We start from the raw sequence: 16,287 nt of genomic DNA, 5'->3' as shown, positions 1-16,287 counted from the left end.
TTGGCAAAGGGTTTTTTTAACCTTAAATTTCATTAAGAGGTGTTCCCAGTTCGTCAAATTCAGGATTCTTATCTGAATCGGTTGAATTGCCTAGTTGTTCTTGAGCGCTTGAGTCGACGAAATCTGTATCATTTTCTTTTTTCATTGGATTGAAATTCATATTAACAGCCCCTTCCTAGAGAAAAATTACTTAAGTATTTTTTCCCAAGCAGAAGAAAACTAAACGTTTTTAAAAATAAAAATTACTATTTGAAATGAACTTTTATCATAGTTAAAAATAGCAGTTGACGAACATTCATTTGAGTAGTAATATAAACATTGTCGCTGATGCGAGATAGTTGGAAGAAAAGTTCTGTTTCATAAATTATCTTGATGAAGGTTGACAAAGAGAAGGCATTATGTTAATATAACAAATGTCGCTAATTGATAGATTAGTAGATAGTTCTTTGAAAACTAAACAAACAAAAACGTCAACAAACAATAATTATCATGTTTCTTCTACTAAATAGAAAACATGAGCCAACGTAACATTTTTGAGCTAATCAACTCAACTTTATTGGAGAGTTTGATCCTGGCTCAGGACGAACGCTGGCGGCGTGCCTAATACATGCAAGTCGAGCGAATCACTGGGAGCTTGCTCCTGGTGGTTAGCGGCGGACGGGTGAGTAACACGTGGGCAACCTGCCTGTAAGACTGGGATAACTTCGGGAAACCGGAGCTAATACCGGATAATTTCTTCCCTCACATGAGGGAAGGTTGAAAGTCGGTTTCGGCTGACACTTACAGATGGGCCCGCGGCGCATTAGCTAGTTGGTGAGGTAACGGCTCACCAAGGCGACGATGCGTAGCCGACCTGAGAGGGTGATCGGCCACACTGGGACTGAGACACGGCCCAGACTCCTACGGGAGGCAGCAGTAGGGAATCTTCCACAATGGACGAAAGTCTGATGGAGCAACGCCGCGTGAGCGATGAAGGCCTTCGGGTCGTAAAGCTCTGTTGTCAGGGAAGAACAAGTATCGGAGTAACTGCCGGTACCTTGACGGTACCTGACCAGAAAGCCACGGCTAACTACGTGCCAGCAGCCGCGGTAATACGTAGGTGGCAAGCGTTGTCCGGAATTATTGGGCGTAAAGCGCGCGCAGGCGGTCCTTTAAGTCTGATGTGAAAGCCCACGGCTCAACCGTGGAGGGTCATTGGAAACTGGGGGACTTGAGTGCAGAAGAGGAAAGCGGAATTCCACGTGTAGCGGTGAAATGCGTAGAGATGTGGAGGAACACCAGTGGCGAAGGCGGCTTTCTGGTCTGTAACTGACGCTGAGGCGCGAAAGCGTGGGGAGCAAACAGGATTAGATACCCTGGTAGTCCACGCCGTAAACGATGAGTGCTAAGTGTTAGAGGGTTTCCGCCCTTTAGTGCTGCAGCTAACGCATTAAGCACTCCGCCTGGGGAGTACGGCCGCAAGGCTGAAACTCAAAGGAATTGACGGGGGCCCGCACAAGCGGTGGAGCATGTGGTTTAATTCGAAGCAACGCGAAGAACCTTACCAGGTCTTGACATCCTCTGACACTCCTAGAGATAGGAATTTCCCCTTCGGGGGACAGAGTGACAGGTGGTGCATGGTTGTCGTCAGCTCGTGTCGTGAGATGTTGGGTTAAGTCCCGCAACGAGCGCAACCCTTGATCTTAGTTGCCAGCATTCAGTTGGGCACTCTAAGGTGACTGCCGGTGACAAACCGGAGGAAGGTGGGGATGACGTCAAATCATCATGCCCCTTATGACCTGGGCTACACACGTGCTACAATGGATGGTACAAAGGGCAGCGAAGCCGCGAGGTGGAGCCAATCCCATAAAACCATTCTCAGTTCGGATTGCAGGCTGCAACTCGCCTGCATGAAGCCGGAATCGCTAGTAATCGCGGATCAGCATGCCGCGGTGAATACGTTCCCGGGCCTTGTACACACCGCCCGTCACACCACGAGAGTTTGTAACACCCGAAGTCGGTGGGGTAACCGTAAGGAGCCAGCCGCCTAAGGTGGGACAGATGATTGGGGTGAAGTCGTAACAAGGTAGCCGTATCGGAAGGTGCGGCTGGATCACCTCCTTTCTAAGGATAATGCAGTCCTTATGGACTGATAAGATGTTGACTGTTTTCTGTTTGTTTAGTTTTGAGGGAATTATTTCTCTCAAAGCTTTTTTTATTCGTTCTTTGAAAACTAGATAATCGTAAAAGAAGAAGTAACCAAGTAAGAACCGAGTAATCGCCATTTTAGTTTTTCTCTCTTATTTTTAAGAGTAAGTAAAACCTTTTAGGTTAAGTTAGAAAGGGCGCACGGTGAATGCCTTGGCACTAGGAGCCGATGAAGGACGGGACTAACACCGATATGCTTCGGGGAGCTGTAAGTAAGCGCCGATCCGGAGATTTCCGAATGGGGAAACCCACTGTTCGTAATGGAGCAGTATCTTTACCTGAATACATAGGGTATTGAAGGCAGACCCGGGGAACTGAAACATCTAAGTACCCGGAGGAAGAGAAAGCAAACGCGATTCCCTGAGTAGCGGCGAGCGAAACGGGAACAGCCCAAACCGAAAGGCTTGCCTTTCGGGGTTGTAGGACACTCAACATGGAGTTACAAAGGAACGGGGTAGATGAAGCGGTCTGGAAAGGCCGGCCATAGAAGGTAAAAGCCCTGTAGTTGAAACTTCGTTCCCTCCTGAGTGGATCCTGAGTACGGCCGGACACGTGAAATCCGGTCGGAAGCAGGGAGGACCATCTCCCAAGGCTAAATACTCCCTAGTGACCGATAGTGAACCAGTACCGTGAGGGAAAGGTGAAAAGCACCCCGGAAGGGGAGTGAAAGAGATCCTGAAACCGTGTGCCTACAAGTAGTCAGAGCCCGTTCATGGGTGATGGCGTGCCTTTTGTAGAATGAACCGGCGAGTTACGATTGCATGCGAGGTTAAGTTGAAGAGACGGAGCCGCAGCGAAAGCGAGTCTGAATAGGGCGAATTAGTATGTAGTCGTAGACCCGAAACCAGGTGATCTACCCATGTCCAGGGTGAAGTCCAGGTAACACTGGATGGAGGCCCGAACCCACGCACGTTGAAAAGTGCGGGGATGAGGTGTGGGTAGCGGAGAAATTCCAATCGAACTTGGAGATAGCTGGTTCTCTCCGAAATAGCTTTAGGGCTAGCCTCACGTAGTTAGAGTCTTGGAGGTAGAGCACTGTTTGGACTAGGGGCCCTCATCGGGTTACCGAATTCAGACAAACTCCGAATGCCAATGACTTATCCGTGGGAGTCAGACTGCGAGTGATAAGATCCGTAGTCAAAAGGGAAACAGCCCAGACCACCAGCTAAGGTCCCAAAGTATACGTTAAGTGGAAAAGGATGTGGAGTTGCTTAGACAACCAGGATGTTGGCTTAGAAGCAGCCACCATTTAAAGAGTGCGTAATAGCTCACTGGTCGAGTGACTCTGCGCCGAAAATGTACCGGGGCTAAACGTATCACCGAAGCTGTGGGTGGACACCTTGTGGTGTCCGCGGTAGGAGAGCGTTCTAAGGGCGTTGAAGCTAGACCGTAAGGACTGGTGGAGCGCTTAGAAGTGAGAATGCCGGTATGAGTAGCGAAAGATGAGTGAGAATCTCATCCACCGTATGCCTAAGGTTTCCTGAGGAAGGCTCGTCCGCTCAGGGTTAGTCGGGACCTAAGCCGAGGCCGAAAGGCGTAGGCGATGGACAACAGGTTGATATTCCTGTACCACCTCTTTATCGTTTGAGTGATGGGGGGACGCAGGAGGATAGGGTAAGCGCACTGCTGGATATGTGCGTGCAAGCAGTTAGGCTGGCAAGTAGGAAAATCCGCTTGCCATAAGGCTGAGCTGTGATGCCGAGGGAATTATAGTACCGAAGTTCCTGATTCCACACTGCCAAGAAAAGCCTCTAGCGAGATAAAAGGTGCCCGTACCGCAAACCGACACAGGTAGGCGAGGAGAGAATCCTAAGGTGAGCGAGAGAACTCTCGTTAAGGAACTCGGCAAAATGACCCCGTAACTTCGGGAGAAGGGGTGCTTTTTGGGGTGAATAGCCCCGAAGAGCCGCAGTGAATAGGCCCAGGCGACTGTTTAGCAAAAACACAGGTCTCTGCAAAGCCGCAAGGCGAAGTATAGGGGCTGACGCCTGCCCGGTGCTGGAAGGTTAAGAGGAGGGGTTAGCGCAAGCGAAGCTCTGAATCGAAGCCCCAGTAAACGGCGGCCGTAACTATAACGGTCCTAAGGTAGCGAAATTCCTTGTCGGGTAAGTTCCGACCCGCACGAAAGGCGTAACGATCTGGGCACTGTCTCAACGAGAGACTCGGTGAAATTATAGTACCTGTGAAGATGCAGGTTACCCGCGACAGGACGGAAAGACCCCATGGAGCTTTACTGTAGCCTGATATTGAATTTTGGTACAGCTTGTACAGGATAGGTAGGAGCCTGAGAAACCGGAGCGCCAGCTTCGGTGGAGGCGTCGGTGGGATACTACCCTGGCTGTATTGAAATTCTAACCCGCACCCCTCATCGGGGTGGGAGACAGTGTCAGGTGGGCAGTTTGACTGGGGCGGTCGCCTCCTAAAGTGTAACGGAGGCGCCCAAAGGTTCCCTCAGAATGGTTGGAAATCATTCGCAGAGTGTAAAGGCACAAGGGAGCTTGACTGCGAGACCTACAAGTCGAGCAGGGACGAAAGTCGGGCTTAGTGATCCGGTGGTTCCGCATGGAAGGGCCATCGCTCAACGGATAAAAGCTACCCTGGGGATAACAGGCTTATCTCCCCCAAGAGTCCACATCGACGGGGAGGTTTGGCACCTCGATGTCGGCTCATCGCATCCTGGGGCTGTAGTCGGTCCCAAGGGTTGGGCTGTTCGCCCATTAAAGCGGTACGCGAGCTGGGTTCAGAACGTCGTGAGACAGTTCGGTCCCTATCCGTCGTGGGCGCAGGAAATTTGAGAGGAGCTGTCCTTAGTACGAGAGGACCGGGATGGACGCACCGCTGGTGTACCAGTTGTCTTGCCAAAGGCATCGCTGGGTAGCTATGTGCGGACGGGATAAGTGCTGAAAGCATCTAAGCATGAAGCCCCCCTCGAGATGAGATTTCCCATAGCGTCAAGCTAGTAAGATCCCTGAAAGATGATCAGGTTGATAGGTCAGAGGTGGAAGCGCGGTGACGTGTGGAGCTGACTGATACTAATCGATCGAGGACTTAACCAAGTCATTTAAAATGTAACAAGGCGAACTCGTTTTTACTAAACTTCTTCTGTATTATCTAGTTTTGAGGGAATGAAATCCCAATATGCAATATTATATATTGCGGGTGTGGCGGAATCGGCAGACGCGCTAGATTCAGGTTCTAGTGGTAGTAATACCGTATGGGTTCAAGTCCCTTCACCCGCATCAAAGAGATCAAAATGCGGAAGTAGTTCAGTGGTAGAACACCACCTTGCCAAGGTGGGGGTCGCGGGTTCGAATCCCGTCTTCCGCTCCAAACGTGCCGGGGTGGCGGAACTGGCAGACGCACAGGACTTAAAATCCTGCGGTAGGTGACTACCGTACCGGTTCGATTCCGGTCCTCGGCACCATTATTTCTCTAACGGGAAATAGCTTTAGCTTGATTGAGTACTACGTTCGGGACGAAGGGTCGATCACTTCAGATTCTGTTTTCCTGATTATTATATGTATGGGGCCTTAGCTCAGCTGGGAGAGCGCCTGCTTTGCACGCAGGAGGTCAGCGGTTCGATCCCGCTAGGCTCCACCATTTTTATATTATACTTTTGGCGGTGTAGCTCAGCTGGCTAGAGCGTACGGTTCATACCCGTAAGGTCGGGGGTTCGATCCCCTCCGCCGCTATTATTTTTTTTGCAATTATATAATGGAGGGGTAGCGAAGTGGCTAAACGCGGCGGACTGTAAATCCGCTCCCTCAGGGTTCGGCGGTTCGAATCCGTCCCCCTCCACCATTTATAGGGGCATAGTTTAAAGGTAGAACTAAGGTCTCCAAAACCTTCAGTGTGGGTTCGATTCCTACTGCCCCTGTTTCAATTACATCATGGGCCTATAGCTCAGCTGGTTAGAGCGCACGCCTGATAAGCGTGAGGTCGATGGTTCAAGTCCATTTAGGCCCACTTCAATAGAGTAACTGTTTAAAACCGAGTCGATATGATTCGGTTTTTTTATTTGATTTTACCCGTTTTGGATAGCATAAAGGAAAAGAGTTTTGGAGGAAGACATTATGCCTGAACTGCCGGAAATGGAAAACTATAAGATTCTTTTAAGCCAAATGATTGCAGGTAAAACTATTACCGATGTCCAAGTTAACCGTGAAAAATCAATAAATGTGAATCCCGAACTTTTTAAAAGATCCGTACTTAATCAAAAAATAACCACCATCAATCGAAGGGGGAAACACCTTCTTTTTCAACTCCAAAATGGGCAGGTTCTGTTATTGCATCTAATGCTCGGGGGATGGATGTTTTATGGACAGGAAGCAGATAAACCTAAACGAACGATACAGGTTCAGCTTTCTTTCGGAAATGAACATTTATACTTTATTGGTCTGCGTCTGGGATATCTTCATTTATATTCCCATCAGGAAGCAGAAGAAAAACTTTCCCATCTAGGGCCGGAACCACTGAACAGCAGTTTTACACTAGATGAATTTATTAAACGAATTGGCAGCAAGCATGGCCGTTTGAAGACGACACTTTTGGATCAGGAGTTTATTGCAGGAATTGGCAATTGCTATTCTGCTGAAATCTGCTTTGATGCAGAAATTTTACCAACCAAAGACATTGATGACATTAATCCACCTAGCCGTTCACAATTGTTTCAATCGATGAAAAAAATTCTCCAGGTGGCCATTCAGAATGGAGGTTACATGGAAAATCCGATTTTCAAGGGTGATAAAAAAACGGGCGGTTTTAATCCACTATGCCAAGTATACGATCGCGAGGGAGAGAAATGCCGACGTTGCGGGGCAACAATCAAAATGGAAACAATCTCTTCCCGAAAAACTTTTTATTGTCCAGATTGTCAAAAGTAGTACTGTATCCTGCCGATTTCCGGCGGGTTTTTTTATTAAATGAAAAAATTAGCCAATTTGTCAAAATTATTGTTTCCGAATTTGTTTAAATGTACTATACTATATACAAATAAGTATAGCACATTTAAATATATATAACATATTTATTGTGAATAAGGTGGTGCTAATGATTAAACTCACCAAGCGTCAGGATGAAATTCTGCAGATTGTAAAGGAAAATGGCCCGATAACCGGTAAAGAAATTGCAGAGAAGCTTTCTGTTACTAGAGCGGCATTAAGACCGGACCTTGCAATCTTGACCATGTCTGGCAGTCTGGATGCCAGACCGCGTGTAGGCTATTTTTTTAATGACAAATTAGAAGTAAAACGGCAGGCGAAGAAGTTTATTCATCAAAAGGTATCTGATTTTAAGGCACATCCAATCGTGGTTGAAAAATCAACTTCTGTTTATAATGCGATTGTCCAGTTATTCCTCGAGGATGTTGGAACACTTTATGCGGTGGATACAGAAGGAAATTTGGCAGGAGTGATTTCCCGAAAGGATTTGCTCAGGGCTGCACTTGGGAACAAAAATCTGCAGGAATTGCCCGTAAGTGTCATTATGACAAGAATGCCTAATATTATCACGATTAATTCAGAGGAAACCTTGCTCGAAGCGGCCAAAAAAATGATTAATTTTCATATTGACTCCTTACCGGTAGTAAAGGAAGTCAATCATAAAAATAATACATATTTGTTGTTAGGGAGAATTACCAAAACGACAATAACAAAGGCCTATTTAGAATTTATGGAAGAAAAATAGATTAAGGGGAGTTGCTGCGATTTTGGTACAAAAGGAAGTTGTCTACGTAGTATCTGACTCGGTTGGTGAAACAGCTGAGCTCGTTGTAAAAGCGGTGGCAACACAGTTTAATGGTGGACAGGTAGAAATTCGCCGAAACTCATATGTAGACGACATTGAAGACATTGAAGATGTGATTATTTTGGCAAGAAAGGACCATTCAATCATTGCCTATACAATCGTTATTCCGGAATTAAAAGATTATTTAGATAAGCGTGCCATGGAAGAGGGGATAATGGCAGTGGACCTCCTCAACCCATTAATGAATGCATTTGCAACAAGGTTTAATAAACAGCCCCACCGCCAGCCTGGCCTAATGAGAAAATTAGACGAAGAATATTTCCGCAAAATCGAGGCGATTGAATTTGCCGTGAAATATGATGATGGGCGGGACCCAAGAGGCATTATGAAGGCCGATATTGTTTTAATCGGTGTATCCCGGACTTCAAAAACGCCGCTGTCCATGTACCTTGCCCATAAGCGTTTTAAAGTGGCCAATGTACCGTTAGTTCCAGAAGTGCCTCCGCCAGATGAACTTTTTAAAATACCGAGAAAAAATTGTATCGGTTTAATTATTTCACCAGATAAATTAAACGAAATTCGCACTGAGCGCCTAAAAGCACTTGGGCTGGGCTCAAAGGCGAATTATGCAAGCTTCCAGAGAATTCTCGACGAACTAGATTATGCCGAAAAAATTATGAAACGCGTAGGCTGTCCAATCATAAATGTTTCGAATAAAGCGATTGAAGAAACTGCAGGATTAATTTTAGACGTTTTGAAAAAAGAGAGGAGCTTTTAAAACATGGGAAAATTCGTTTATTTATTTCATGAAGGCCATGGCAACATGCGGGATTTACTTGGGGGAAAGGGAGCGAATCTAGCAGAAATGACAAGAATCGGCCTGCCGGTTCCTTATGGTTTTACCATTACAACGCAAGCTTGTAATGCTTACTATGAATCTGATAAAACCATTCCAGCTTTAGTAGAATCACAGACATTAGAGGCGTTAAGACTTTTGGAAGAAAAAATGGATAAAAAACTCGGTGACCCGCAGAATCCTTTACTTGTTTCTGTTCGATCCGGTTCAGTTTTTTCTATGCCTGGGATGATGGATACCATTTTAAATCTGGGGATGAATGACGAAACTGTTGTGGGTTTGGCAGCATTAACGAATAATCCACGATTTGCTTACGACTCTTATCGCCGTTTCATTCAAATGTTCAGCAACGTGGTCCTTGAAATTGATACGTATTATTTTGAACAATATTTAGAAGAGACACGCGAACACAAGGGGTATACCTCTGACCCTGATATGACTGCTGAAGACTGGAAGGAAGTCATTGTTGGCTATAAGGAAATTGTCAAAAAGCATACGCGTAAGGACTTCCCGCAAAATCCGAAAGAGCAGCTTTTCCTTGCCATCAATGCGGTATTCAATTCTTGGAATAATCAACGGGCGATTGTTTACCGCCGCTTAAATAAAATCCCGGATCACCTTGGAACGGCCGTTAATATCCAAAGCATGGTGTTTGGAAATATGGGGAACGACTCAGGTACAGGTGTTGCTTTTACAAGAAATCCTTCTACCGGTGAGCATGTGCTTTATGGGGAATATTTAATAAACGCTCAAGGTGAAGATGTTGTTGCCGGTATCCGTACCCCACAGCCAATTGCCACCCTTAAGGATGAAATGCCTGGCGTTTACAAACAGTTTTCAGAAACATGCCAACGCCTTGAACAGCATTACAAGGAAATGCAGGATATTGAATTCACAGTGGAACGCGGGAAACTGTTCATCCTTCAAACACGGAACGGAAAACGTACCGCCCAAGCAGCTATCCGCATAGCGGTTGAGATGGTGGAGGAAGGAATTATCGATAAAAAGACAGCGCTGCTTCGTGTTGATCCTGACCAATTAAACCAACTGCTGCACCGCCGAATCGATGACAAAGCTGAAAGAAGAATATTAGCTAAAGGTTTGCCGGCATCACCAGGCGCTGCAACCGGACGGGTTGTTTTTGATGCCGATGAAGCGGAACAATTAGGAAATGAAGGTAAAAAGGTTATCCTTGTTTCTCCTGAAACGACGCCAGATGATATCCATGGTATGGTTGCAGCACAAGCTATTTTAACTAGCCGCGGTGGAATGACAAGCCACGCTGCCGTGGTTGCCCGCGGTATGGGGAAAGCTTGTATTTGCGGCTGTGAAGCCTTAAAGATTGACATGAAAGCAAAACAATTCAGTGTAGGTGACACGGTTGTTAAACATGGTGATATTATCACGGTTGATGGTTCAACAGGTGAAATTATGCTTGGTGAAATCCCAATGATCGATCCTGAATTATCTGAAGAATTCCAGCAGCTTCTTGCTTGGGCAGACCAAGAACGTAAAATAGGTGTCCGTGCCAATGCCGATAATCCAGAGGATGCTAAGAAATCATTTGAATTCGGTGCCGGCGGAATTGGATTGTGCCGGACAGAGCATATGTTTATGGATTTAAAGAGGATTCCAATCGTTCAAAAAATGATTTTAGCAGAAACTTATAGTGAGAGAATGGAAGCACTTGAAGAACTTTTACCGATGCAGCAAGGTGACTTTGAGGGAATTTTCGAAGCAATGCAAGGTCTTCCTGTAACGATTCGTTTATTGGATCCACCGCTTCATGAATTCTTACCAAATAAAGAAGAACTTTTAGTAGAAGTAACAAAGCTGCAAATTCTCAATCCGGATTCTGAAGAGTTAAAGCAAAAAGAACTGCTGCTGAAAAAGGTTCGCCAGTTGGATGAGTTCAATCCAATGTTGGGCCACCGCGGCTGCCGTCTTGGCATGATACATCCGGAAATTTATGATATGCAGGCAAAGGCGATTTTTTACGCTGCTGCTAGAGTAGCGGAAAAGGGCTTGGTAGTCCAGCCTGAAATCATGATTCCACTTGTTGGCCACGTCAATGAATTGAAGCAAATGCGCCAGTTGGTTGTCGATGCGGCTGTACGTGTCCAGGAAGAAACGGGCAAGGTCATTAACTACACGATTGGTACGATGATTGAGATTCCGCGTGCTGCGCTTACTGCAGACCAAATCGCCGAGGAGGCAGATTTCTTCTCCTTCGGAACCAATGATTTAACGCAAACAACATTCGGCTACAGCCGTGATGATGCAGAAGGGAAATTCCTACAGGCATATATTGAAAACAAGGTACTGCCAGAGAATCCGTTTGCTGTTCTTGACCAGGATGGTGTCGGTAAGCTTGTGGAAACCGGCGTTAAGCTTGGCCGTGCAACAAAACCTTCTTTAAAAACAGGCATTTGTGGGGAACATGGCGGAGAGAAAAGCTCAATTGATTTCTGTTACCGGACTGGTTTGGATTATGTCAGCTGCTCGCCATACCGGGTGCCGCTAGCTCGTTTGGCTGCAGCACAAGCCACCATTCGCCATGAGGCAAATCGGGAGGAAGTTTATACAACTGCATAAGTTAATTGTGAGGGCGGCACTGTTTATGGTGCCGTTCTTTTTTGTCCCTTGCCTGTTTTGTTTTGATTCGCTGATAGAACGCTTAAATTCGCTGATAGAAGTCCAGAATTCGCTGATAGAACCTTGAAATTCGCTGATAGACATGTAATATTCGCCGATAGCAGGTTTGCACCTAGACAAAAATCCTTTAAACCTAAAAATTCATCCTAAGAATATAATCTTTTTAAACGAAACTTGGTTTTTATAAGGGTTTAGCGATATATTTTTTGCAAATACTATGGAAAAAACTTTAAAGGGGCCATAAAAATGGGGGCAATTGAACGCAGCGGCTTTAGGTTTGTACCGGAATATAGTGTAATCCAGCAAAATGGGGCGATTCACGTCTACAATAGGGAGGAGTTTATTGAGGAAATCCAATTTCAGTTTGCCGGGAAGTTTCCGGAATTGGACCAAATTGAGGATTTAGTGGACAAGTATTGCGAGTTACATAATATTTAGGGAACGCTTGTTCGTTTTGGTTTTTAATGGTATAATCTAAATTGCAATAGAATAGGACTTCTCAAGGGTGGGCGGCACATCTCCGAATGAAAGGGGGTGATGCTGTTTGACAGTATTTCAGGCCTTGATGTTAGCTGTCTCGTTTGCCAGCCTGATTATCGCCATTCTGTCTTTTCACCAAAAAAAATAATCCACCCTTGAGCCGGCAAGCATAAGCGGTGGATTTTTGCCCTTCTTTTGCCGAATCCCCTTGATGGGAACCAGCTATTGCATGGCCGAGCGAGTACCTGTCGTCATGCTCGGTCTTTTTTACTATATGCACTTCTTACTGAACATTATACATAACATTTTTGCAAAAAGAAAGAAAATATCTATATTAAAGAAGGGATTTATATGAGCAAGCTCGAAGCTATTTACCCTCAAGCAATAGAACATACGAAACAAAAAGTATTGCAGGATATGGAACGTTATTTTGAATACAGTGAAACGCTGCCTTCTTTTGAACAATACTTGGCAGACAGAGGCCAGTACATTGGACAAATTTGGATCAATGTGTGGCTAAACAAAGTAACGAACGATGTCTCGAAAAATGAAAAGAAGCAATTTTTGAGTGAAAAAGATTATGAGGTCCAGGGGGTTGACCGAAAGCTGATAAACAAGCTGTTTCGTGATGAAATGAGGTTGTATCAGCCTTTCGATACGCTTACCTGGGTTATTGAAAACTTTAAAGGACATGAGGAAGATTGGCAAACACGCTTTGAGCAGGCAAAAGAAAACTTCCTTATTAGGGAGCAAGAAAAGCTGCTTGAAGAAGAAAAAGCAGAATTTCGTGAAGCAATAGAAGACGAAGCGGCTGCCATCATCGAAGAACAATATACTCGTTTTTACTTATATGTACGCCAATTCACAGCAAAGCAATTGGCAGCCGATTTTGAATCGAGTACAAAATTTCAGTCTATAGATCGTGTAGCTTTGGAGGAGAAATTAGTCTCAGAAGGTTCGTTTAATTCGTTTTCATATCAAACGGTTGCTGATTTTTTCGAGGAATTGACCGGTGATATCCATAAACCTCCTCACGAGTGGGGGCGAAGCTATTTTGAATATGAGACCTACTACTATGTATATGAAAGCTTGATTTCGGATTATCTTTCAGAATTACTGCCTAATAAAGTATTACAGGCATTGCCTGCGGATTTGAAAGATAGGTATCATGAGACTTTTATTAAGCCGCTCACGGCAGCATTTGTTAAAGAATGTATGATTAATGTGATTTATGATGTAATTGGTTATTATTTAGAGGACATCCAAGAAGAATACGTTGCCGTCTTATTGAAGCTTGTCGATATCCCATTTGATGAGGAAGTTCACCGGAAGCTGCTTGATCAAGATTTAGAGGAAAGAGAAAGAAAACGGGCAGAAGAGCTGGCAGAGCTGGACAGGAAAAGGGCCGAGGAAGAACGGATCATGAGGGATATTTTCGGTACGGAATATGACCCTTCCCTTCACTTACGTCACATCCGCTATGTCCTGCATATTGGCGAAACAAACACAGGGAAAACACATCATGCCTTAGAGCGGATGAAACAGGCCGAGAGTGGCCTCTATTTAGCTCCACTAAGACTTCTGGCACTTGAGGTATTTGATAAATTGAATGCTGAAGGCACACCGTGTAACCTGAAAACAGGAGAAGAAGAGAAGGTTGTCCTTGGTGCTGGCCATATTTCCTGTACGGTTGAAATGTTTCATGAAAAGGAATATTACGAAGTCGTCGTGATTGATGAGGCTCAGATGATAACCGATAAGGACCGCGGCTTTTCTTGGTATAAGGCCATCACCAAAGCAAATGCAGAGGAAGTCCATATCATTGGCAGCCGCAATTCGAAGGAAATGCTGCTTGAGCTTTTAGGTGATTCCGATATCACGATTAATGAATATAGCCGAGATACCCCTCTTGAGGTGGAATCGAAGGAATTTCATATTAAACATATTAAAAAAGGGGACGCTCTTATTTGTTTTTCAAGAAGACGGGTATTGGAAATGGCATCTCGGCTGCAAAATGACGGCCATTCGGTCAGCATGATATATGGCAGCATGCCCCCGGAAACAAGGAAAAAACAAATTCACCTTTTTAATGAAGGAAAAACAAAGGTGATTGTCGCGACGGATGCCATCGGGATGGGCTTGAACCTGCCGATTCGCCGGATTGTTTTTCTCGAAAATGAAAAATTTGATGGAACGAGAAGGCGGCTTTTAAATTCTCAGGAAGTGAAGCAAATAGCTGGCCGTGCCGGACGGAAGGGGATTTATGATGTCGGTAAGGTGGCCTTTACTAATGATATTAAAAAAATGAAGAATTTACTCTTGCAGGAGGATCGTCCAGTCCAGACGTTTGCTATCGCTCCCACGTCATCCGTTTTTGAACGTTTCCAACGCTATTATCATGATTTGGAAACATTCTTTGTACTGTGGGAAAAATTTGAAAGCCCAAAAGGGACGAAGAAGGCTTCCTTGTCAGAGGAAAGGTCACTATACAGAAAAATCGTCGGGAGTGAAATCGAAGCGCGATTGACACTGACAGACTTGTACGGCTTTTTGCATCTGCCGTTTTCCAAAAATGAACAAGCGCTTGTGAAGCAGTGGGAAGATACAATGTATGCAATTGTTCAGGGGAGGGAGCTTCCGGAACCAATTGTAAAGGAAGGCAGTCTAGAGGAACTGGAATTAAGCTATAAAGCAATCGGTCTCCATTTATTATTTTTATACCGGTTGGGTGAGCGGACCGAAGCAAGCTATTGGGAACGTCTGCGTGAGGAAATCAGTGACAAGGTCCAGGAAAGGTTGAAAACCGACATCAAGAAATTTGTGAAAAAGTGCAAGAACTGCGGCAAAAAGCTTGCCTGGGACCATCCATTTCCAACCTGTGATGCCTGTTACCGTGCTCGGTTTAAAAAATATTGGCATGATGAGGATGAGTTTTAATTTTAAAAGGCCTGGTTTGGGGCCTTTTTTATTTTGCCCGAAAATAAGAGGCAAGGATGTTAGCAGTAAAAATAGGGCGTTTATTTTGCCGATATTAGTATTTTAAGCTAAATTGCCCATATGATGTTAGAAAGGAGGGGGATTTATGACTGTTCATGTGGTTCAAACCGGAGAAGATTTATGGGCTATTTCAAACAAGTATAGTGTTCCAATTGAATCCATTCTCAATCTTAATGGGCTAGTAGCCGCATCTGTCGTTGTTCCAGGTCTTGCCCTCTACCTTCCAGATAACCTTTCTCATATTAGATTCTATCGAATTAAAGCGGGTGACCAAATTGGGAATTTGGCTTTTCAATTTCATACGGTTCCGGCCTCTATTTTAGCTGCAAACCCAGGTATTCAACCAAATCAACTTCATATTGGTCAAATCGTTAATATTCCATCTCCACTTAAATTACAAATGGCTGCCCTCGGATTTATTTTGCCATCTTCTGAAAGCGCTAATATAATTACCTTGAATTCGATTGCCGGTCAGCTAAGCTATCTTGCTGTTGTAGCATATTCTTTTACTGACGAAGGATTTGCCTATAGGGAAATAGAGGATGCAGCACTTGTCGCAAGATGTAAACAATTAAAAATAAAACCGCTATTAATGATCCGAAATTTTACACTTACCGGCTTTAGTCCGGATTTAGCAGGCAGGGTCCTTGAAAACATCGTATTTCGGCGGAATTTAGTAGCTAGCATTCTCAACCTTGTTAAGCAGCGGGGATTTGAAGGAGTGAGTATTGATTTTGAATTTATTCCTCCGGCGAGAAGGAGGGATTTTATTTCTTTTTTAACAGAATTAAAAAGGGGTTTAGGGGACCTTTTTCTCCACGTGAATGTTCATGCAAAAACAGTGGATATCCCAACTAATCGAATTATTGGGGCCTATGACTATGCGGCAATCGGACAGGTGGCCGATATGGTTGCGGTTATGACAATTGATTACGGATATCCGGGCGGCCCGCCTGCTCCCATTGCCCCAATAACATGGATGGAGCAGGTCATTCAGTATTCCATTACCCAAATCCCTCCACGAAAACTGCAAATGGCTATTGCCTTGTATGGTTATGATAAAGCAGTCAGCACGAATGCCACAAAAGCTATGTCAGTTCTTACCGCCCAAAATCAGTCAATCTCAACTGGTACCCCTATTCAAATTGACCTTTCTGCCAAATCGCCCTGGTACCGCTATTGGAGTGGTTTGGAAGAACGGATTGTCTGGTTTGAAGATATCAGGAGCTTGATTGAAAAGTATCGATTGCTTGATATTTATCAATTAGCTGGAACAACATTTTGGCAAGTCACCCTTCCATTTCCACAAAATTGGGCTTATATAAGGGACCATATAGCTGTTATTAAAACTTAATCGTCTTGTCCAG

General features: G+C 44.8%; 9 protein-coding genes, 8 tRNA genes and 2 rRNA genes. 18 read left to right on the top strand and 1 reads right to left on the bottom strand.

Annotated elements, in window-relative coordinates; genetic code table 11:
- Positions 1-22 precede the first annotated feature (22 nt).
- The gene (locus V5M37_RS19125; RefSeq protein WP_423798731.1) at positions 23-160 is read right to left on the bottom strand and encodes a hypothetical protein; all 138 of its coding nucleotides are present in this window, start codon (positions 158-160) and stop codon (positions 23-25) included.
- 393 nt (positions 161-553) lie between these two features.
- Between V5M37_RS19125 and V5M37_RS19120 the strand changes: the two genes are divergently transcribed.
- From V5M37_RS19120 to V5M37_RS19035, 18 genes are all read left to right on the top strand, one after another.
- Positions 554-2,103, top strand: a 16S ribosomal RNA gene (locus V5M37_RS19120).
- A 205-nt stretch (positions 2,104-2,308) separates the two neighbouring features.
- Positions 2,309-5,243, top strand: a 23S ribosomal RNA gene (locus tag V5M37_RS19115).
- The 16S and 23S rRNA genes sit together here with 8 tRNA genes alongside, the layout of an rRNA operon.
- A 99-nt stretch (positions 5,244-5,342) precedes the next feature.
- A tRNA-Leu gene (locus V5M37_RS19110) sits at positions 5,343-5,426 on the top strand.
- Between the two features lie 16 nt (positions 5,427-5,442).
- A tRNA-Gly gene (locus V5M37_RS19105) sits at positions 5,443-5,517 on the top strand.
- Between the two features lie 5 nt (positions 5,518-5,522).
- Positions 5,523-5,611: transfer RNA gene (locus V5M37_RS19100), tRNA-Leu, on the top strand.
- A 100-nt stretch (positions 5,612-5,711) separates the two neighbouring features.
- Positions 5,712-5,787 (top strand) — tRNA-Ala (locus V5M37_RS19095).
- Between the two features lie 18 nt (positions 5,788-5,805).
- Positions 5,806-5,879 (top strand) — tRNA-Met (locus tag V5M37_RS19090).
- Positions 5,880-5,903: 24 nt separating this feature from the next.
- Positions 5,904-5,988 (top strand) — tRNA-Tyr (locus V5M37_RS19085).
- 5 nt (positions 5,989-5,993) lie between these two features.
- Positions 5,994-6,064 (top strand) — tRNA-Trp (locus tag V5M37_RS19080).
- A gap of 15 nt (positions 6,065-6,079) precedes the next feature.
- Positions 6,080-6,153 (top strand) — tRNA-Ile (locus V5M37_RS19075).
- A gap of 107 nt (positions 6,154-6,260) precedes the next feature.
- Entirely contained in the window at positions 6,261-7,070 is an 810-nt protein-coding gene (gene mutM, locus V5M37_RS19070; protein ID WP_423798730.1) for a bifunctional DNA-formamidopyrimidine glycosylase/DNA-(apurinic or apyrimidinic site) lyase, read from the top strand.
- A 166-nt stretch (positions 7,071-7,236) separates the two neighbouring features.
- Positions 7,237-7,872 (top strand): helix-turn-helix transcriptional regulator, encoded by a 636-nt coding sequence (locus V5M37_RS19065; protein WP_423798729.1) that lies wholly within the window; start codon positions 7,237-7,239, stop codon positions 7,870-7,872.
- Between the two features lie 22 nt (positions 7,873-7,894).
- The gene (locus V5M37_RS19060) at positions 7,895-8,710 is read left to right on the top strand and encodes a pyruvate, water dikinase regulatory protein (RefSeq protein ID WP_423798728.1); all 816 of its coding nucleotides are present in this window, start codon (positions 7,895-7,897) and stop codon (positions 8,708-8,710) included.
- Between the two features lie 3 nt (positions 8,711-8,713).
- A complete protein-coding gene (gene ppdK / locus V5M37_RS19055) occupies positions 8,714-11,383 on the top strand; it encodes a pyruvate, phosphate dikinase (RefSeq protein WP_423798727.1) in 2,670 nt (889 codons plus the stop codon).
- 306 nt (positions 11,384-11,689) lie between these two features.
- Entirely contained in the window at positions 11,690-11,881 is a 192-nt protein-coding gene (locus V5M37_RS19050; RefSeq protein ID WP_423798726.1) for a YbxH family protein, read from the top strand.
- Between the two features lie 106 nt (positions 11,882-11,987).
- On the top strand, positions 11,988-12,071 hold the full coding sequence (locus V5M37_RS19045; protein WP_423802648.1) for a putative holin-like toxin: 84 nt from the start codon (positions 11,988-11,990) through the stop codon (positions 12,069-12,071).
- Positions 12,072-12,274: 203 nt separating this feature from the next.
- Positions 12,275-14,860: a DEAD/DEAH box helicase gene (locus V5M37_RS19040; protein ID WP_423798725.1), complete on the top strand. Its 2,586-nt coding sequence runs from the start codon at positions 12,275-12,277 to the stop codon at positions 14,858-14,860.
- Between the two features lie 145 nt (positions 14,861-15,005).
- Positions 15,006-16,274: a LysM peptidoglycan-binding domain-containing protein gene (locus V5M37_RS19035; protein ID WP_423798724.1), complete on the top strand. Its 1,269-nt coding sequence runs from the start codon at positions 15,006-15,008 to the stop codon at positions 16,272-16,274.
- Positions 16,275-16,287: the final 13 nt, after the last annotated feature.

Origin of the sequence: Neobacillus sp. SAB-20_R2A, from assembly GCF_049568635.1 — a bacterium.
Classification (GTDB): Bacteria; Bacillota; Bacilli; order Bacillales; family Cytobacillaceae; genus Neobacillus; species Neobacillus citreus.
The sequence above is the reverse complement of the archived record's forward strand: the minus strand, read 5'-3'. Positions and strand labels throughout refer to the sequence as shown.

Coding starts and splice junctions, on each gene's coding strand:
- V5M37_RS19065 (WP_423798729.1), top strand. CDS start 7,237: ATGATTAAACTCACCAAGCGTCAGGATGAAATTCTGCAGATTGTAAAG.
- V5M37_RS19125 (WP_423798731.1), bottom strand. CDS start 160: ATGAATTTCAATCCAATGAAAAAAGAAAATGATACAGATTTCGTCGAC.
- mutM (WP_423798730.1), top strand. CDS start 6,261: ATGCCTGAACTGCCGGAAATGGAAAACTATAAGATTCTTTTAAGCCAA.
- ppdK (WP_423798727.1), top strand. CDS start 8,714: ATGGGAAAATTCGTTTATTTATTTCATGAAGGCCATGGCAACATGCGG.
- V5M37_RS19035 (WP_423798724.1), top strand. CDS start 15,006: ATGACTGTTCATGTGGTTCAAACCGGAGAAGATTTATGGGCTATTTCA.
- V5M37_RS19040 (WP_423798725.1), top strand. CDS start 12,275: ATGAGCAAGCTCGAAGCTATTTACCCTCAAGCAATAGAACATACGAAA.
- V5M37_RS19050 (WP_423798726.1), top strand. CDS start 11,690: ATGGGGGCAATTGAACGCAGCGGCTTTAGGTTTGTACCGGAATATAGT.